General features: G+C 65.0%; 15 protein-coding genes. 7 read left to right on the top strand and 8 right to left on the bottom strand.

What is annotated here, in order from left to right:
• Nucleotides 1-20: 20 nt before the first annotated feature.
• Entirely contained in the window at nucleotides 21-926 is a 906-nt protein-coding gene (locus RR51_RS17070; protein WP_039614199.1) for a LysR family transcriptional regulator, read from the bottom strand.
• 117 nt (nucleotides 927-1,043) lie between these two features.
• Between RR51_RS17070 and RR51_RS17065 the strand changes: the two genes are divergently transcribed.
• From RR51_RS17065 to RR51_RS17055, 3 genes are all read left to right on the top strand, one after another.
• Nucleotides 1,044-1,394, top strand: a complete 351-nt coding sequence (locus tag RR51_RS17065; protein ID WP_039614198.1) for a cupin — start codon at nucleotides 1,044-1,046, stop codon at nucleotides 1,392-1,394.
• A 206-nt stretch (nucleotides 1,395-1,600) separates the two neighbouring features.
• On the top strand, nucleotides 1,601-4,018 hold the full coding sequence (locus RR51_RS17060; RefSeq protein ID WP_023661444.1) for a glucose/quinate/shikimate family membrane-bound PQQ-dependent dehydrogenase: 2,418 nt from the start codon (nucleotides 1,601-1,603) through the stop codon (nucleotides 4,016-4,018).
• Nucleotides 4,019-4,146: 128 nt separating this feature from the next.
• A complete protein-coding gene (locus RR51_RS17055) occupies nucleotides 4,147-5,415 on the top strand; it encodes a carbohydrate porin (RefSeq protein ID WP_039614197.1) in 1,269 nt (422 codons plus the stop codon).
• Between the two features lie 119 nt (nucleotides 5,416-5,534).
• On the opposite strand, the gene argE is transcribed toward RR51_RS17055, so the two are convergent.
• Nucleotides 5,535-6,695 carry an acetylornithine deacetylase gene (gene argE, locus RR51_RS17050; RefSeq protein ID WP_039614196.1) on the bottom strand — a complete coding sequence of 387 codons (1,161 nt, stop codon included), beginning with the start codon at nucleotides 6,693-6,695 and terminating at the stop codon, nucleotides 5,535-5,537.
• On the bottom strand, nucleotides 6,688-7,365 hold the full coding sequence (locus RR51_RS17045; RefSeq protein WP_039614195.1) for a DUF1028 domain-containing protein: 678 nt from the start codon (nucleotides 7,363-7,365) through the stop codon (nucleotides 6,688-6,690). The genes argE and RR51_RS17045 overlap by 8 nt, the downstream gene beginning before the upstream one ends.
• 371 nt (nucleotides 7,366-7,736) lie before the next feature.
• On the opposite strand from RR51_RS17045, the gene RR51_RS17035 reads away from it, so the two are divergent.
• The gene (locus tag RR51_RS17035; protein ID WP_015270678.1) at nucleotides 7,737-9,056 is read left to right on the top strand and encodes a flavin-containing monooxygenase; all 1,320 of its coding nucleotides are present in this window, start codon (nucleotides 7,737-7,739) and stop codon (nucleotides 9,054-9,056) included.
• Nucleotides 9,056-9,472, top strand: a complete 417-nt coding sequence (locus RR51_RS17030) for a RidA family protein (RefSeq protein WP_039614193.1) — start codon at nucleotides 9,056-9,058, stop codon at nucleotides 9,470-9,472. The genes RR51_RS17035 and RR51_RS17030 overlap by 1 nt, the downstream gene beginning before the upstream one ends.
• Before the next feature lie 158 nt (nucleotides 9,473-9,630).
• On the opposite strand, the gene RR51_RS17025 is transcribed toward RR51_RS17030, so the two are convergent.
• From RR51_RS17025 to pgm, 4 genes are all read right to left on the bottom strand, one after another.
• Nucleotides 9,631-12,036, bottom strand: a complete 2,406-nt coding sequence (locus RR51_RS17025) for a TonB-dependent receptor (RefSeq protein ID WP_039614192.1) — start codon at nucleotides 12,034-12,036, stop codon at nucleotides 9,631-9,633.
• A 66-nt stretch (nucleotides 12,037-12,102) separates the two neighbouring features.
• On the bottom strand, nucleotides 12,103-13,047 hold the full coding sequence (locus tag RR51_RS17020) for a FecR domain-containing protein (protein WP_039614191.1): 945 nt from the start codon (nucleotides 13,045-13,047) through the stop codon (nucleotides 12,103-12,105).
• Entirely contained in the window at nucleotides 13,047-13,556 is a 510-nt protein-coding gene (locus RR51_RS17015) for a sigma-70 family RNA polymerase sigma factor (RefSeq protein ID WP_013972971.1), read from the bottom strand. The genes RR51_RS17020 and RR51_RS17015 overlap by 1 nt, the downstream gene beginning before the upstream one ends.
• A gap of 78 nt (nucleotides 13,557-13,634) precedes the next feature.
• The gene (gene pgm, locus RR51_RS17010) at nucleotides 13,635-15,272 is read right to left on the bottom strand and encodes a phosphoglucomutase (alpha-D-glucose-1,6-bisphosphate-dependent) (protein ID WP_039614190.1); all 1,638 of its coding nucleotides are present in this window, start codon (nucleotides 15,270-15,272) and stop codon (nucleotides 13,635-13,637) included.
• A gap of 322 nt (nucleotides 15,273-15,594) precedes the next feature.
• Here pgm and RR51_RS17005 point away from each other — a divergent pair, with 322 nt between their 5' ends.
• Nucleotides 15,595-16,242, top strand: coding sequence for a DUF1345 domain-containing protein (locus tag RR51_RS17005; protein ID WP_013972973.1), 648 nt, complete (start codon nucleotides 15,595-15,597; stop codon nucleotides 16,240-16,242).
• Between the two features lie 274 nt (nucleotides 16,243-16,516).
• Nucleotides 16,517-16,777, top strand: a complete 261-nt coding sequence (locus RR51_RS17000; RefSeq protein ID WP_039614189.1) for a DUF1652 domain-containing protein — start codon at nucleotides 16,517-16,519, stop codon at nucleotides 16,775-16,777.
• Here RR51_RS17000 and RR51_RS16995 read toward each other — a convergent pair.
• Nucleotides 16,774-18,864 (bottom strand): putative bifunctional diguanylate cyclase/phosphodiesterase, encoded by a 2,091-nt coding sequence (locus tag RR51_RS16995; protein WP_039614188.1) that lies wholly within the window; start codon nucleotides 18,862-18,864, stop codon nucleotides 16,774-16,776. The genes RR51_RS17000 and RR51_RS16995 overlap by 4 nt on opposite strands.
• Between the last annotated feature and the right edge of the window lie 146 nt (nucleotides 18,865-19,010).

Genomic DNA, 19,010 nt, shown 5'->3' with positions numbered 1-19,010 from the left:
GCTTTGCGCACTGCGCAACACTAGGTGCTGCGCTGCAACAGGTTTTCGCAAAAGTCGATGAACGCATTCACCCGCCGTGAACCACGATGATTGGGCAGATACAAGGCGTTGATGCTGTCATTGGCCGCGCCGGGGCTGGCCTGCCAATCGGGGAACAGCCGCTGCAGGCGCCCGGCCGCCACATCCTCACGCACCAGCCAGTCGGCCAGCAGCGCGATGCCGCTGCCCGCCAGTGCGGTTTCGCGCAGCATGTCGGCATTGGCACTGCGCAACGGCCCGCTCACGTCCAGTTCCAGACTGTCCTGCCCACGGGCCAGGCGCCAGGGGCGGCCTTTCTGCCCGTAGCGAAAGCGCAGGCAGGCGTGCTCGAGCAGCTGCCGCGGATGCTCCAGCGCGTCACGCCCGGCCAGGTAGCCCGGGCTGGCCACCAGCCAACGCTGGAAGCGACCCAGCTGGCGGCATACCAGCTCGTCATTGGGCGAGGGGTCGCCCAGGCGGATCGACAGGTCATAGCGCCCGTCAAGCAGGTCATCCAGGCGGTCGCTGAGGTCGATGTCCAGCTCCAGAGCCGGATGTTGCGCCAGGAACGGCCCCAGGTGCGGGGCGATGACCCGCCTGCCGAACTCCACCGGCAAGCACAGGCGCAATACACCGACAGGCTCCTCGCCCCGGTCGGCGACACTGGCATCGGCCTCGTCCAGGGCCTCGAAAATACCCCGCGCGCGCTCGTAATAACGGGCGCCGGCCTCGGTCAGGCTGACCTGGCGCGTGGAGCGGTTGAGCAAGGTGGCGCCCAACGCCGCTTCCAGGGCATCGACCAGGCGCGTCACCGACGATGTCGCCAGCCCAAGCTGGCGTGCGGCGGCAGAAAAGCCTTGGGCATCGACGGTGGCCACGAACATTTTCATCGCCAGGAGTTTGTCCATTTGTTGCCCGTCTTCCAAATCCCGGAAAGTTCTTACAAACAGCCGGGCCGGTCAAGAAGCGCGGCGCACGGCAATTGCGTCCATAGTGGAACTACCCCCTTCCAAGCGAGGTTTTCCATGATCCCGACCAACCTGCTGACTACCCTGCCCCCTTGCGACCCCACCAGCTCCGAACGGGTCGATCAACTGCTCAGCCGCCCGGGTGTGCGTGTGGAGCGTATCGTTTCCAGCGGCCAGGCCAGCCCGCCCGGTTTCTGGTACGACCAGGCCGAAGGCGAATGGATCGTGCTGCTCAGTGGCGCCGCCGGCCTGCGCTTCGAGCACGAGAGCCATACCCGCCTGCTGGCGCCGGGCGATTGCCTGGACATCCCGCCGCATTACCGCCACCGCGTGGAATGGACCGCCCCCGGCACCGCCACCATCTGGCTCGCGGTGTTCTACAGCAGCGGCACGCCGTGGCCGGCGTGAATCCGGTAATCGAAAATCGAATGCGGGTTAACCAGCCGACATGAACACCCTGCTTACTGCAATTTTAAGCGCATGATCTAGACTTTTAGCCACACCTTGCAGAGTTCAACCCTGCGACAATCCGCCCCACAGAATTATGTACCAACTTGTTAATTAGCAAGCTAAGAGATTACACTGCGCGCATTCCACCTGCTGAGATCCCTGGCATGAAAGAAACACCGCGCGCCTCTGGCGCCACAAACATCATCCTGGTCGGCCTGGGCGTGATCATCGCCCTGCTCGGCCTCCTCCTGGCTGCGGGCGGCGTCAAGCTGGCCGGCCTGGGAGGTTCCTGGTACTTCCTGATCGGCGGCCTGGCCATGGCCATCGCCGGCGTTCTCATCGCTCGCCGCAAGCCGGCTGGCGCCTGGCTGTACGCGGCGTTCCTGGTCGGCACTGCCATCTGGGCGCTGATCGACGCAGGCCTGGTGTTCTGGCCGCTGTTCTCGCGCCTGTTCATGTTCGGCGCAATCGGCATGGTGGTGGCACTGGTCTACCCGCTGCTGGCCCGTGCCAATGGCGCCAGCGCCGGTCGCGGTGCCTATGGCGTTGCCGGGGTGATGGCCGTGCTGCTGGTGATCGCCGCCGGCAACATGTTCGTCGCCCACCCCAGCGTCGCCCCCACCGGTAAAGGCCCGGGCATGACCCCGGTCGAGGCCGGCAAGGCGCAGAAGGACTGGGCTCACTACGGCAACACCGAAGGTGGCAGCCGCTTCGCCGCGCTGGACCAGATCAACCGCGACAACGTCAACAAGCTGAAAGTGGCCTGGACCTACCGCACCGGTGACGTGGCGCTCAGCGACGGCAACGGCGCCGAAGACCAGCTGACCCCGCTGCAGGTCGGCAACAAGGTGTTCATCTGCACCCCGCACAACAACCTGATCGCCCTTGATGCCGACACCGGCAAAGAACTGTGGAAGAACGCGATCAACGCCCAGTCCAAGGTCTGGCAGCGTTGCCGTGGCATGGCCTACTTCGACGCCACTGCCGCCATCGCCCAGCCGACCCAGCCGAACAGCTCGCCAATCACCGCGGCCAGCGTACCGGCCGGTGCCAACTGCCAGCGTCGCCTGCTGACCAACACCATCGATGGCCGCCTGATTGCCGTCGACGCCGACACCGGCGAGTTCTGCCAGGGCTTCGGCAACAACGGCCAGGTCGACCTCAAGGCCGGCCTGGGCGATGTGCCGGACTCCTACTACCAGCTGTCCTCGGCCCCACTGATGGCCGGCACCACCGTGGTGGTCGGCGGCCGCGTCGCCGACAACGTCCAGACCGACATGCCAGGCGGCGTGATCCGTGGTTTCGACGTGATCACGGGTGAAATGCGCTGGGCCTTCGACCCCGGCAACCCGGAAGATCGCCAGGCTCCGCAGGGCGACAGCACCTATGTGCGCAGCACCCCCAACAGCTGGGCCCCGATGTCCTACGACCCGGCGATGAATACGGTGTTCCTGCCGATGGGCTCGTCGTCCACCGACATCTACGGTGTCGAACGCAGCAAGCTGGACCACACCTATGGCGCTTCGGTACTGGCGCTGGACGCCACCACCGGCAACCAGAAGTGGGTGTTCCAGACCGTGCACAACGACCTGTGGGACTTCGACCTGCCGATGCAGCCGAGCCTGATCGATTTCACCAAGGACGACGGCCAGTCGGTACCTGCAGTGGTAATCGGCACCAAGGCCGGGCAGATCTACGTGCTCGACCGCGCCACCGGCAAGCCGCTGACCCAGGTCGACGAAGTACCGGTCAAGCCAAGCAACATCCCCAACGAGCCGTACTCGCCAACCCAGCCGAAGTCGGTGGGCATGCCGCAGATCGGCGCGCAGACCCTGACCGAATCGGACATGTGGGGCGCAACCCCGTACGACCAGCTGCTGTGCCGCATCGACTTCAAGAAAATGCGCTACGACGGCCTGTACACCGCGCCGGGCACCGACCTGTCGCTGAGCTTCCCGGGTTCGCTGGGCGGCATGAACTGGGGCAGCATTTCCACCGACCCGGTACATGGTTTCATCTTCGTCAACGACATGCGCCTGGGCCTGTGGATCCAGATGATCCCGTCGCAGAACAAGGGCGGTGCCGCTTCCGGTGGCGAAGCGCTGAACACCGGCATGGGTGCAGTACCGCTCAAGGGCACCCCGTATGCAGTGAACAAGAACCGCTTCCTGTCGGTGGCCGGCATTCCGTGCCAGGCGCCGCCATTCGGCACCCTGACCGCCATCGACATGAAGACCCGCCAGGTGGCGTGGCAGGTACCTGTGGGTACCGTCGAGGACACCGGCCCGCTCGGCATCCGCATGCACTTGCCGATCAAGATCGGCCTGCCGACCCTCGGCGGCACCCTGTCCACCCAGGGCGGCCTGGTGTTCATCGCCGGCACCCAGGACTTCTACCTGCGCGCCTACGACAGCAGCAACGGCAACGAAATCTGGAAGGCTCGCCTGCCAGTGGGCAGCCAGGGCGGCCCGATGACCTACGTTTCGCCGAAAACCGGCAAGCAGTACGTGGTGGTCACGGCTGGCGGCGCGCGCCAGTCGACTGACCGTGGCGACTACGTGATTTCTTACGCCTTGCCGTAACACCGCGTCGCCCCCTTCGCGGGTAAACCCGCTCCCACAGGAACTGCACAGTTTGCAAGGGCAGTGAAAATCCTGTGGGAGCGGGTTCACCCGCGAAGAGGCCTTAGAAGACAACCCGAGATTCAGCAATGCCATCCGCAATTCGCATCACCCCCACCCTGTTGCTGGCCCTCGCCAGCAGCACCGCCCTGGCCGACGGCGACCTGATGACCCGCAGCACCCTGACCGGTGACTGGGGCGGCCTGCGTCACCAGCTGGAAGAAGACGGCGTCAGGTTCACCGGCGACTACAGCGGCGAAACCGCCTACAACGCCCACGGTGGCCTGCACCGCTCGGCGCGCTACTCGCAAAACCTGAAACTGGGCGTGCAGTTCGACCTGTCGAAACTGTATGGCCTGGACAACGGCGGCAAGGTCCAGCTGACCATCAACGACCGCCGCGGCAACAGCGCCTCGGAAGACCTGGTGGGCAACCGCCTGCCGATCCAGGAAAACTTCGGTGGCCTGTACACCCGCCTGACCGAGCTGAGCTACGAGCGTACCCTGTTCACCCCGGCGCTCAACGTCAAGCTCGGCTACATGGCCATGGGCAACGACCTCGGCGGCCTGGACAGTGGCATCCTGTGCAACTTCATGAACGCCGGCTTCTGCGGCCACCCGCTGAACATGTCTGGCGGCAGTGGCTGGACCAATTACCCCAATGCCCACCTGGGCGTACGGGTGAAGTACGACCTGTCGCCATCCTGGCAACTGCGTGTGGCGGCGTTCAACGTCGACCCGGAAAGCAATGGCAACTCCAGCCGCGCCTGGCACCTGGGCCCCAAGCACACCACCGGCACCGTGGTACCGGTAGAGCTGGTCTACAAGCTGCAGGGCGAGCTGCCTGGCGAGTACAAACTGGGCTACTACTACGACAGCTCCGACGTGAAGCGCATCGGCAGCGACGAGGAAGTGTCCGGCCGTGGCGGCCACTACCTGCTGGTCGACCAGGCGGTGTGGAACGACCAGGGCTTGCCGGGCCGCAGCCTGCATGCCTTCGGCCAGTACTCGGCGTCGAGCAAGGCCGCCTCGCCATTCACCAAGTGGTATGGCGCCGGCGTGGTGCTGTACAAGCCGTTCGCAGGCCGCGCGAAGGATACTGTGGCCCTGGGCTATGGCCGTGCCGTACCCAACCCGCGTAGCCGCGACGTGCTGGAAGATGCCGCGTTCGATGCCGGGCAGCAGTTCCCCGATATCGACAGCGCCGAGCAGCTGGTCGAGCTGAGCTATGGCTACCAGGCCACGCCGTGGCTGAATCTGCGCCCGGATGTGCAGTACATCATCGAGCCGGGCGCGTTCTCCGGGAAGGACATCGACAACGCGCTGGTGGTTGGCCTGCAGGTCAAGGCTACCTTCTGAATATCCGGGGCCGCGCTGCGGCCCATTCGCGGGTGAACCCGCTCCCACAGGTACTGCACAGCCCTTGAGACTGACGAGGTCCTGTGGGAGCGGGTTTACCCGCGAAGAGGTCAGCGCAATCAACCCTGCCTGAGGTAATCCACCAGCCTCAGCAACATGGCATCACACCCCCGCAACTGCTCGACACTGACGAACTCATCCGGCTTGTGCCCCTGGTCCATGCTCCCAGGCCCGCACACCACAGTCGGGATGCCCGCCTGGTCGAACAGCCCACCTTCGGTACCAAACGCCACCGTACCAAACTCATCCGAGCCACTGAGCAACGCCACCAGGCCTGCCGCCTCGCTATCCGCTGGCGTGGCCAGCCCCGGATATGCACTCAACGGCTGCAGGCGAATGGCGCTTGCGGCGTTGACCTTGCGCATGCGCGGTAGCAGTTCGGCCTCGGCATAGGTTTGCAACTGGTCGGCCACTGCCTGCGCCTCGAACCCCGGCAAAGCCCGCACTTCGAAATCGAATTCGCATTCCGCCGGCACGATGTTCAGCGCCCTGCCCCCTTTGATCACACCGGTCTGCACAGTGGAGAACGGTGGGTCGAAGCGCTCGTCGTGATGCTCCGGCAACGCCAGGGCATCACCGATATCACCGAGCTTGCCGATCAGCTTCGCCGCATACTCGATGGCATTCACCCCATACGGCGCATACGCCGAGTGGCAGGCCGCGCCATGCACCTGGCAACGCATCGCCAGCTTGCCCTTGTGCCCCAGCACCGGCTTGAGTTCGGTGGGTTCGCCAATCAGGCACAACCGTGGCTTGTGCGGGCGCTGCTCCAGCGCGGCCAGCATCGAGCGCACCCCCAGGCAGCCGACTTCCTCGTCGTAGGAGAACGCCAGGTGCACCGGCATGCGCAACGGCTGTGCGAGAAACGCCGGTACAGCCGCCAGCACCGAAGCGATGAAGCCTTTCATGTCGGCCGTACCACGGCCATACAGACGCCCGTCGCGCTCACTCAGGGCAAACGGCTCGACTGTCCAGGCCTGGCCGTCCACCGGCACCACATCGGTATGCCCGGACAACACCACGCCGCCAACGTCCCGGGGGCCGATGGTGGCGAACAGGTTGGCCTTGGTGCCTTCCGGATTATGGAACAGTTCGCTTTCCACCCCCAGCTCGGCCAGGTAGTCGCGGATGAAGCTGATCAGTTCGAGGTTGGAATCCCGGCTGACCGTGGCAAAGCCGATCAGCCTGGCCAGCAGCGCGCGACTGGCAAATTCACTCATCGCCCGGCACCCCGTAGCTTGGCGCGGCAGTCGGGTTGAGGGCGCGGGTGACGTAGTCCTGCATCTGCGGCCGATACGCCTGCCACAGGCCATCGAGCACACCGATCGGGTCTGCTTCGGCCCAGTCCACACGCAGGTCCACCAGTGGCCAGGTCAGTTCGCCGGCAATCTTCAACGCCGCCGAGTGCACAGGCCCCGCCTCGCCACCTGCGGCCATCGCCGCGTGCATGGCCGCCAGCAGGCGGTCGGCCAGATGCCCGCCGGCTTGTTCAAAGGCCTGCACCATCGCCTCGATCACCTGGGTCGAGGCCAACAGGTTGCCTGCCGCCGCACATTGCTCACCGGCCACGGCGTGGTTGGTGCCAAGGGCTTCCTTGCCGGTGAACAGCGCCACCTGGCCATTGCTATCGATTACGGTGACCTGGCGGTACTCGCTCCAACCATTGGCGCTCAGCACCCGGTCCAGCGCAGCGGCAGGCGGCAACTGGCCCTGTTCCAGGGCATCGAGAATCTGCGGGCCCAGCGCCGGCAAGGTGATGTTCTGGGTGGCGACCGCGCCCACACCGGCACGTACCCACGGGCAGCGGGCGCCCACGGCGATGCTCGAAGAGCTGATGGCGATACCGACCTGGCCGGTTTCCTGGCAACGACCGATGATGGAAAAAGTCATGTCATGGTTCCTGTTGTGCTGTGCGATACACGGCATTCTGGGTTGAACCTTTCGGCCGGCGAAACGACCTTTTTCCGAGGGGTTAGGCAGGAAAAAACTTTGCTCTGGCTGAGATCGAGCGCCGCCCGCGCGGCGCTTCGCAGCACAAGGCTGCTCCTACATCTGTTTCGGGCCAATTATTCCTGTCGGCACAGCGCGCGGCCCCTTGGCGTCCAACTCGCAAGCCACAGAATCCAGGGCCTTCGCCGTTTTATCGGCAAGCCCCAGCTAAATACTATTTTCGCCATTTCCACGGCATCCCTAGTCTGGCCCCAGGCAACGGCGGTCCTCCAAACCGACCTGACAAAAACCGCCTGAACAAGGGCTCGGACATGACACTGAACAACCTCGAAATCGACACCCTCGTCGTCGGCGCCGGCCAAGCCGGCGTGGCCATGAGCGAACACCTGAGCAAGCTTGGCGTGCCGCACCTGGTGCTGGAGCGCAAGCGTATCGCCGAGGCCTGGCGCACCGGCCGCTGGGACTCGCTGGTGGCCAACGGCCCGGTATGGCACGACCGCTTCCCGGGGCTGGAATTCAACCTCGACGCCGACGCCTTCGCCGGCAAGGACCAGGTGGCCGACTACTTCGAGCAGTACGTACGCAAGTACAACCTGCCCGTACGCACCGGCATCGAAGTGAAGAAAGTGCTGCGCAACAGCGACCGCCCCGGTTTTACCATCGAAACCAATGAAGGCGTGATTCGCGCCAACCGCGTGGTCGCCGCCACCGGCCCGTTCCAGAAGCCGGTAATCCCGGCCATCGCGCCGAAAGACAGCAACCTGCACCAGATCCACTCCGCTGCCTATTACAACCCCGAGCAGTTGCCAGAAGGCGCTGTGCTGGTGGTCGGCGCCGGCTCCTCCGGCGTGCAGATCGCCGAAGAACTGATGCGTGCCGGGCGCCAGGTGTACCTCTCGGTCGGCGCCCACGATCGCCCGCCACGCGCTTACCGCAACCGTGACTTCTGCTGGTGGCTGGGCGTGCTGGGTGAGTGGGATGCGGAAATCGCCAAGCCTGGCCGCGAGCACGTGACCATTGCCGTCAGTGGCGCCCGTGGCGGCCACACCGTGGACTTCCGCGCCCTCGCCCACCAGGGCATGACCTTGGTCGGCCTGACCCAGTCGTTCGAGAACGGCGTGGCGCGCTTCCAGGACAACCTGGTCGAGAACATCAACCGCGGCGACGAAAACTACCTGGCCCTGCTGGATGCCGCCGATGCCTATATCGAACGCAACGGCCTGGACCTGCCGGAAGAGCCCGAAGCCCGCAAACGCCTGGCCGACCCTGAGTGCATGCGCAACCCGCTGCAGCAACTGGACCTGGCCAAGGCCGGTGTCACCAGCATCATCTGGGCCACCGGTTACGGTGTCGACTTCAGCTGGCTGCAGGTCGACACCTTCGACGCCAACGGCAAGCCCCAGCACCAACGCGGCGTGGCCCGCGAGCCGGGTGTGTACTTCCTTGGCCTGCCGTGGCTGTCGCGTCGTGGCTCGTCGTTCATCTGGGGCGTGTGGCACGACGCCAAGCACGTCGCCGGCCACATCGCCACGCAACGCACCTATGCCGCCTACCGCGACCGCGAACAACGCGCAGCGGATGAGCAGCAGCAACCCAAGATCAGCAACGTCAGCACCCTCGGAGCCCACTGATGCCTACTCATACCCGCATCCGCATGTTCAACACCAAGGCCACCTACCCCAACCAGACCCTGGACAACGACCTGTGCCAGGCGGTGCGCGCCGGCAACACTATCTACGTGCGCGGCCAGGTCGGCACCGACTTCGAAGGCAACCTGGTGGGCCTGGGTGACCCACGGGCGCAGACCGAGCAGGCAATGAAGAACGTCAAGCAACTGCTCGAAGAAGCCGGCTCGGACCTGTCGCACATCGTCAAGACCACCACCTACATCACCGACCCGCGCTTCCGCGAGCCGGTGTACAAGGAGGTAGGCAAGTGGCTCAAGGGCGTGTTCCCGATTTCCACCGGGCTGGTGGTGGCCGGGTTGGCCCAGGCCGAGTGGCTGATGGAGATCGATGTGATCGCCGTGGTGCCAGATTCGGTCTGATCGATCGGTTCAACCTGTAGGAGCGGCCTTGTGTCGCGAAAGGGCCGCAACGCGGCCCCAGGATTGATGCGCAACACTTGAAATTGCTGGGGCTGCTTTGCAGCCCTTTCGCGACACAAGGCCGCTCCTACAGGGAACGCGCCCACTTTTGAAATGGGCTAGAAACCCACTGTCGCCGACAGCAGGTAGGTACGCGGCGTAGACAGCGTCAGCCCCGGCTCGCTGTCATCCGAAGCTCCGGCCGAGCTCCAGTAGCGGTCGTCCAGCACGTTCTCGACACTGGCGCGCAAGGTAACCTGGGTGGCATCCACCTTGAACGCATAACGCGCCCCCAGGTCGTAACGCTCCCAACCGTCGATCTGCTTGCTGTTGTTCTGGTCCAGGTACTGCGAGCTCGAGTGGATGCCCCGCGCCGTCAGGGTCAGGCCGTTCACCCCAGGCACGTCCCATTCGGCACCAAGGTTGACGTTGTACTCGGGCGTGGCCGGCGCGCGGTTGCCATCGTAGGCGCCACCGATGGTGTCGGTCAGTTCGCTGTCGATGTACATCACCCCGCCCAGCACACGCACGCCTTGCACGGGCTCGCCGAACACGCTCAGTTCGATACCGCGGTTGTCGCGCTTGCCATTGGGTCCGAACACCCGCGACGTGGGGTTGGTTTCGTAGGCGGGCTGGCGGATGCGGAAGGCACTGGCGGTAAAGGCGACCTGGCCCAGGTCGTACTTGGCCCCCACCTCGACCTGGCGGCTGGTGAACGGCGGGAAGATCTGGTCTTCGTTGACCGATGTCGACGGCGCAATCTTGCCTTGGCTCAGGCCCTCCATGTAGTTGGCATACAACGACAGCTGGTCGGTAACCTTGAGCAGCACGCCGCCCGAGGGCGACACCTTCTCTTCATCGTAGGCGGTATCCCCCTTGATGCCGTCGCTCCAGTCATCCACCTGCACCCGCTGCCAACGCGCGCCCAGGGTCAGCAGCAGGCGGTCATCGAAGAAGCCCAGGGTGTCGGCCAGGGCCACGCCGGAAAAGCGGTTTTCCGTGTACACCTCAGGGTCGATGCGGGTTGGCGTGCCCGGTGTCGGCGTGGCCACCGGGTGGTAGAGGTTACTGGGCGCCGAGGCATAGCGGGCGCCGCCGTTGGTGAAGTCCATGTAGAAGTAGGTGGCGGCCAGGTTCAGTTCGTGGCTGACCGGCCCGGTATGGAACCAGTTGCGCACGCCGGCCATGGCGGTACGCACGCTTTCATCCCGGGTGAAGTCGCGCGGCTGCACGGTGAAGTCGCCGGCATCGTTGCTGATGGACACGTTGTGGCGCAGGAAGTCATGGTTGCTCTTGCGCGCGCCGACCGCGCCATAGGCCAGCAGCGACTCGCTGATATCGTACTCGGCATGCAGCGCACCGAAGGTGTCGTTGGTGCGCGCCTTGCTCCAGGCCTGGGCGTAGTTGTGGCGTACGTCGTTGGCATCCGGCACCTTGGCATTGGCACCGACCAGCACCCGCTCCTGCGGTGCATCGGTATCGCGCTCGGTATGGCCAAGGTCCGCCGAAAGCCGCAGGCGCTCGCCTCGAAAGTCCAGGCCCAACACCGCCATTTCACGTTCGACACGCTGGTGCTCCCATTCGGTATCGCCCGCCTGTTTCACGCCATTGAAGCGCACGCCGAACTGCTGGCCTTCGCCAAAGCGCCGGCCAACGTCCACCGCACCGCCTGCCTGACCCGCCGAGGCGTAGCTGCCGGTAAACTCGGTGAGCGGCTGGTCGCCGGCCCGCTTGGGCTGCACATTGATGCCGCCGCCGACACTGCCTCGCGGCGAAATGCCGTTGATCAGCTGGCTGGGGCCTTTGATGATGTCGACCCGGTCGGCCATTTCCATGTCGATCGAGTAGGTCGGCAGGATGCCGTACAGGCCGTTGTAGGCCACATCACTGTTGAACAGGCTGAAGCCGCGAATGGTGAACTGCTCGAAGCGCCCACCCGCCGGGTTGGTGGCGCGTACCGATGGGTCGCTGGCGATCAGCTCGCCCAAGGTTCGCGCCTGCTGGTTCTTCACCAGTTCGCTGGTGTAGCTGGTGATGCTGAACGGGGTTTCCATGAAGTCGCGCGTGCCGAGCAGGCCCTGTGAACCCTGACGGGCCACTTGGCCACCGGCATAGGGTTGCGTTTCGTTGCCTGCGGCCAGGCCACCGACGATGCTGGTCGGGGCGATTTCCAGCGCACCACCCGCCTGGGGTGCCGGCATCAATGTGAAAGCGCCCTCGCCCACCGGCAGCAACTGCAGGCCGCTGCCGCGCAGCAGCTGGGTGAAGCCTTCGTCGACGCTGTAGCTGCCGGACAGGCCATTGCTCTGCCGGCCGTTGACCAGCGCCGGGTCCAGCGACAGGCTGACCCCGGCCTGGTCGGCAAACTGGGTAAGTGCCGCACCCAGGCTGGCGGCTGGCACCTGATAGCTGCGCCGGGCAGGTTCATCGGCCCAGGCCGGTGCACACAACAACAGGCTCATGGCGAACAACGGATGTGCCGCACGCGCCAGTGGGCGCAGGCGGCTGGACATGACAACAGGCATTGAACAAGGCTCCCCTTTATTTGCTCCTACCGGTAATGACCGGTGAGCGAAAAAAAGGGGACAGCCTCATGCGCGATTTTCCCGCGCGGCCAGGCTCACCCAGTAACGCGTGCGCGTGTGAACCTGCAACGGCAGGCTGGCGGCGAGCAAGGCCAGCACCTGGTCGGTGTCGTCGAGGCGGAACGTACCGGTCACGCGCAGGGCCTCCAGTTCGGGCGCCCAGCGCAGCACGCCGGGTCGGTACCTGCGCAGCTCGTGCAGCAGCTCGCCCAACGGGCGGTCCTCCAGCCGCAGTACCCCTTCGCGCCAGCCCAGCAGCCATGCGTCCAGGCCGGTGACAGGGCCAACCCCGGCCACTTGCAGGCTGGCCTGCTGCCCGGCCTGCAGCAGCAGCGCCGGGCCTTGCCGCGGCTGCAGGTTGGCCGTGCCCTTGAGCACCGATGCCCGGCAAGCCTGATCGACCAGGCGCAAGCACACCTCGCCAGCATCCAGCGCGACCTGGCCATAGGGCACCTGCAACGTCAGGCTCAGGTTGCCGGGCAACCTGACTGCCACTTCGCCACGCAGCAATGTCAGGCGACGCGCGCCCAGGTCGATATCCACCGCACTGTCGGTGTTCAACTGCACGAATGTGCCATCGCTCAGCAGCACCTGCCGGCGCTCCCCGACCGCGGTGCGCATGTCGGCGGCCCAGGCCTCCAGCGGCAATTCGCGGCTTGCCAGCCAGGCCGCCGGCAACAATGCAGCCACGCCCAGGGCCTGCTTGAGCAGCGCCCGGCGGCCGGTATCCGGGCGGTCCAGGGTGGCCATGGCCAATGCGCCGGGTAGCGCGGAAAAGCGCTGGCGCAACAGCAGTGCCTTTTGCCAGGCGTGTTCGTGCAAGGTGCTACTGGTGCGCCATTGTTCCAGGCGCTGCAGGTCACCCTCGCTGGCAGCGCCAGAGTCCACCAGCGCCAGCCAGCGCGCGGCGGCCTGCAGTGCCTCGCGGGTTTCGGGGGAATGGCTGGTCATTACAGTTCGGCCAGCAGGCAATGCTCGTAGGCCTGCGCCATGTAGCGTTTGACCGAGCGCTCGCAAACGCCCAGGCGCTTGCCGATCTCGGCATAGCCCAGGCCCTCCAGCTGGCTCCAGAGAAAGGCCTTGCGTACCGGCGCCTTGAGGCCGTCGAGCAACTCGTCGAGGGCTTGCAGGGTTTCCAGCAGTACCCAACGCTGCTCTGGCGAGGGCACATGCTGCTCGGGCAACTGCGCCAGTGCATCGAGGTAGGCTTGTTCCAGGCTGCGCCGCTGGTGGAAGTTGCTCAGCAGGCGCTTGCCCACGGTCAGCAGGTAGGCACGCGGTTCGCGAATGTCTGCCAGCGGCTGGGCGCTGGCCAGGATACGCAGGAAGGTATCCTGGCTGAGGTCGGCGGCATCCCAGGCATTGCCCATGCGCCGCCGCAGCCAGGTTTCCAGCCAGCCGCGGTGTTCCCGGTACAGGGCAGGCAGGCTATGCTCCGGTGGCGGCGCGGCGTCGATCATGGGGAAGGCCCTGCGGTGGCGTAAATAAGATTAATTCTAATTTACACCGTGCCGCAGAACCAAGCGGTTTGTTACCAGTCAGGCAATCGCCGCATCCACCAGCACCTGCGCTTCCTGCACCAGGCGCTGCAGGTGCGCCTCGTCGATGAAGCTTTCGGCGTAGATCTTGTAGATATCCTCGGTGCCAGAAGGGCGCGCGGCGAACCAGCCATTGGCGGTCATCACCTTCAGCCCACCGATCGCCTGGCCGTTGCCCGGTGCATGGCTGAGGATCTGCACGATCGGCTCACCCGCCAGCTCGGTCGACCGCACCTGCTCCGGCGCCAGCTTGCTCAGCAAAGCCTTCTGCCGGGCATCGGCCTTGGCTTCGACACGGGTGGCGAACGGCTTGCCCAGCGCCTCGGTCAGGTCGGCGTAGGCCTGGCTCGGGTTGCGCCCGGTGCGGGCGGTCATCTCGGCAGCCAGCAAGGCCGGGATCAGCCCGTCCTTGTCGGTAGCCCAGACCGAGCCATCGCGGCGCAGGAACGAGGCCCCCGCACTTTCCTCGCCACCAAAGCCCAGCGTGCCGTCGAACAGGCCCTGGGCGAAGAACTTGAAGCCCACCGGCACTTCGTACAGTTCACGGCCCAGGCGCTGGGTGACGCGATCGATCAGGCCACTGGACACCACGGTCTTGCCGACGGCGGCATCGCTGCGCCATTGCGGGCGGTGGCGGTACAGGTAGTCGATGGCCACGGCCAGGTAGTTGTTCGGCTGCAGCAGGCCATCGGGGGTGACGATGCCATGGCGATCGTGGTCCGGGTCGCAGGCGAAGGCCACGTCGAAGCGTTCGCGCAGGCCGATCAGGCCCTGCATGGCATAGGGCGAGGAAGGGTCCATGCGGATCTGGCCGTCCCAGTCGACAGTCATGAAGCGGAAGGTCGGGTCGACCTCGGTGTTCACCACTTCCAGGTCGAGCTGGTAATGCTTGGCGATCGCCGACCAGTAGCGCACCCCTGCCCCGCCCAGCGGATCGACGCCCAGGCGCAGCTTGGCGCCGCGGATGACGTCGAAGTCGATGACGTTTTCCAGGTCGGCCACGTAGTTGCTCACGTAGTCGTGGCGCTGGGTGGTGGATGCCTGCAGCGCCTGGGCATGGTCCATGCGCTTGACCCCCGTCAGGTCAGCGGCCAGCAGTTCGTTGGCCTTGGCCTCGATCCACTTGGTCACGTCGCTGTCGGCCGGGCCGCCATTGGGTGGGTTGTACTTGAAGCCACCGCTTTGCGGCGGGTTGTGCGACGGGGTGATGACGATGCCGTCGGCCAGGCCCTGCTCGCGGCCACGGTTATGGCAGAGGATGGCATGGGAAACCGCTGGTGTTGGGGTGTATTCGTCGTCCTTGGACAGCATTACCTGCACGCCATTGGCAGCCAGCACTTCCAGGGCGCTGGCGGTAGCCGGTGCCGACAGTGCGTGGGTGTCGGCGCCGATGAACAGCGGGCCATCGATGCCCTTCTCCTGGCGATACAGGCAGATGGCCTGGGTAATGGCCAGGACGTGGTACTCGTTGAAACTCAATTCAAGCGAAGTGCCCCGGTGCCCCGAGGTGCCGAAGGCCACCCGCTGGGCCGCCACGGCAGCGTCGGGGCGGCCGGTGTAGTAGGCGGTGAGCAGTCGGGGAATATCGACCAGCACGCTGGCCGGAGCCGGCTTGCCTGCCAAAGGACTGAGCGTCATGCAGAAACCTCGAGTTCAACGGATGTTGGTGTTGGAGCGTGCAGTGTACTGAGAGTTGCAATGCCGCGCGATGGGCGGCAGCAAAGAAACAGTGAGCACACCGCATACCCTGTGGGAGCGGCATTAGCCGCGAAGAATCCAACGCGGTGCATGGCACCGGCTGCGCCGGTGTTCGCGGCTAAAGCCGCTCCCACAGGGTACTTGCCAGCCACCGCGGTGGCTGCTTCGCGGGCTCGCCCGCTCCCACAATGGACCCGAGCATGTCCCTCATCTTTGTAATGACCGGCTAGAGTGGTAGCCATACCCCCGAAAACGAGGCCCCATGGCTTTCCACCGCCTGACCCACACCCACCCGCGCCTGAGCATCGCCACTGTGGTCGGCCTGCTCGGCGCCTGGCTGATCCCCGCCAGCGACAGCGTGCAGCACATCCTCGCCGGCTGGAACCTTGGCGTATGGCTGTACCTGCTGCTGGTGCTCTACCTGACCTTGAGCGCCAATGCGGAAAAGGTACGCAAGGTCGCCCGCGTCGAAGACGAAAACGCCGGCCTGGTCCTGCTCACCGTGTGCATCGCCGCCATCGCCAGCCTCGCCGCCGTCACCCTGCAACTGGTGTCCAGCCGTGGCCTGCAAGGCACGGCGCTGGTCGTGCACTACCTCTACACCGGCCTGACCGTGGCCGGTTCCTGGCTGTTGATCGGCTGCATTTTCAGCCTGCACTACGCGCGGCTGTTCTATACCGGACAAAACCACGAACCGCCGCTGCGCTTCGCCGATGGCGAACGCAACCCCGATTACTGGGACTTCCACTACTTCTCGTTCACCATCAGCGTGGCGGTACAAACCTCCGACGTGGGCGTCGCTGGGCGGGGGCTACGGCGGGTGGTGCTGGCGCATTCGCTGGTGGGGTTCGTGTTCAATACGGCGATTTTGGGATTCACCATCAATATCGCTGCCGGGTTGCTCGGCTGATCACACCGCTCGTCCGAAAACATCGCGCGGCAAATTCGATCAAATTGGCAGCACCTGGCGGGTTATCTGCCGTCAACATGCCAGGAAAACGTTTGCCTTGCGGGCCTGCGCAAAATGCCGTCCATGACAAAGATGTGACCTCTGTCATGCATCAGTGAATTTGTCTTATTGGCCGCCGAGAATAGTGCGTCACAGGTGCTATGGTTACCTTCCCGGCGGCCGCATCGATGTGGCCACCCGCTCACCACGTCCAGGTACGAACAAGGAGGCTGGCATGAACAAGATGACGTTCCCCAACGCCTGCCAGGTGATGCGCTGGCATTTCCACCCGCTGGGCTTCGAAGCCAGCATGGATGCGCCACGCAGCATGGTCGCGCGGCTGTTCGACCGCGCCACCGGCGAAACCCTGCTGGCGATTGCCGGCATCCCCTGCTCGGCAATCATGGCCGCCGCCGACGTAGAGCGCATCATCGAGGCCGTCGAGGCGGAGATGGATACTTTCATTCCCGCCTTCACCCTGCGCGACGCGGTCTAGCCCGCTGCGGTACTTTCCTGGCGCATGGCCTGCAACTTGCCCATGAACTGCTCGGCCGGCACCGGCTGGCCCAGCAGGTAGCCTTGCAGCGAATCGCAGCCCAGGCGGGTCAGGAAGTCCTGCTGCCTGTCGGTCTCCACCCCTTCGGCAACGATGCGCAGCCCCAGCGCCTGGCCCAGCGCCACGATTGCCGAAACGATCGCCGCATCGTCGCTGTCCTGCTCCAGGTCGCGCACGAAACCGCGGTCGATCTTCAGCTCGTTGGCCGGCAGGCGCTTGAGGTACATCAGGCTGGAATAGCCGGTGCCGAAGTCATCGATAGACAGGTCCACGCCCATGTCGGACAACCGTTGCAGCACCGTCAGGCTGGCATCGGCGTCGTGCATGGCGGTGGTTTCGGTAATTTCCAGGGTCAGGCAGTTGGCCGGCAGGCTGTTCTGCTGCAGGGCTCGGGCCACGCTCTCGACCAGCCCGGCATGGCAGAACTGGATGGCCGACAGGTTCACCGCCATGCGCCAGCCGTGGTGCCCCTGGTCCAGCCACTGACGCATCTGCCGGCAAGCCTCGATGAGCACCCATTCGCCAATGGGGATGATCAGGCCAGTCTTTTCTGCCAGGCCGATGAAACGGTCGGGCAGCAATAGGCCCTGCTGCGGGTGCTCCCAGCGCAGCAAGGCCTCGGCACCGATCGGCTGGCAATTCTGGGCGTCGAACTTGGGCTGGTAGTGCAGGCGGAACTGGCGCTGCTCCAGGGCCTGGCGCAGGTCCTGCAGTAGCTGCAATTGCTGGCGGGCGTTGCTGTTCATCGACGCGTCGAAGAAGCTGTAGCCATTCTTGCCGGCGCTCTTGGCGTGATACATGGCAGCGTCGGCATTGCGCAGCAGCTCATGCTGGTCCAGGCCATTGCCCGGGTACAGGACGATGCCCAGGCTCGCTGTCAGCTGCAGGTCATGCTCGGCCACGCGGAATGGCCGTGACACCAGGTTGACCTGCTTGACCGCCACATCCATGGCATCGTTCGGCTCGCGCAGCTCCACCAGCAGCACGAATTCGTCGCCACCGATGCGCGCCAACGTGTCCTGGCTGTGCAGGTGCCCGCGCAGGCGCGCCGCCACGGCCTTGAGCAGCAAGTCGCCGATGTGGTGGCCGAAAGCATCGTTGACTGGCTTGAAGCCGTCCAAGTCGATGAACATCAGGGCAAAGCAGCCGCCCTGCTCCGCTACCTTGGCAATGGCCTGCTCGATGCGGTCGGCCAGCAACGTACGGTTGGGCAGGTCGGTGAGCGTGTCGTGCAGGGCCAGCTGGGTCAGTTCCTGATTTGCCAGCGTCAGCGAGCGGGCCAGCTCGGCGGTGCGCGCTTCCAGGCGGGCATCCAGTACCGAGGTGAGCAAGGCCACCGCCAGTACCGCCAGCGTGGTGATCAGTACCAGGTAGACCAGGCCGTCGCCTTGCAGGCCTCCCGCTGCCAGCGCACCGCAGAAGCTGCCTTCGGGGAAATTCGCCGCGGCCATGCCGGTGTAGTGCATGCCAACGATGGCAAAGCCCATCACCACCGCCGCCAGGCCGCGAATCTGCCTCACATAAGGAGTATGCGCGCGCAGACGGAAGGCGATCCACAACGCCGCTGCCGAGGCGGCCACGGCAATCAGCAGCGAGGCCCCGAACAGCGTCGGGTCATAGTCGATGCCCGGCAGCATGCGCAGCGCGGCCATACCGGTGTAGTGCATGCAGGCAATGCCGGTGCCCATGATCAGTGCGCCAAATGCCAATTGCTGCCACGGCAGGCTTGGCTGGCTGACCAGCCACAAGGCAAAGCCCGAGGACAACACGGCAATCAGCAGCGAGAACGCGGTCAGGGCAAGGTCGTAGCCCAGGTCGATGGGCAGGCTGAAGGCGAGCATGCCGATGAAGTGCATCGACCACACGCCGATGCCCATGGCCAACGCGCCACCCCCCATCCACAGGCAGGCAGCCCGGCCTTTGGCCGTGGCGATGCGGCCGGTCAGGTCAAGGGCGGTATAGGACGCCAGAATCGCCACGCACAGCGAAATCAACACCAGCGAAGAGGAGTAGCTACCGGTCAGCATCGAGAGTTCCAGCGGGGCGGGAGGCCCGGAAAAAGCTGACGATTGTACTCAAGGTCAGGCGAAACGCACGGGGTTTTTGCGAATGGGAATGGATCCAAAGGGAAGACGCTATACGGCCTCGCAGAAATGCACTCTCTTTTGTGGGA

The organism is Pseudomonas sp. C5pp, from assembly GCF_000814065.1.
GTDB lineage: Bacteria > Pseudomonadota > Gammaproteobacteria > Pseudomonadales > Pseudomonadaceae > Aquipseudomonas > Aquipseudomonas asiatica.
This window is presented reverse-complemented; position numbering and strand designations above follow the sequence as displayed.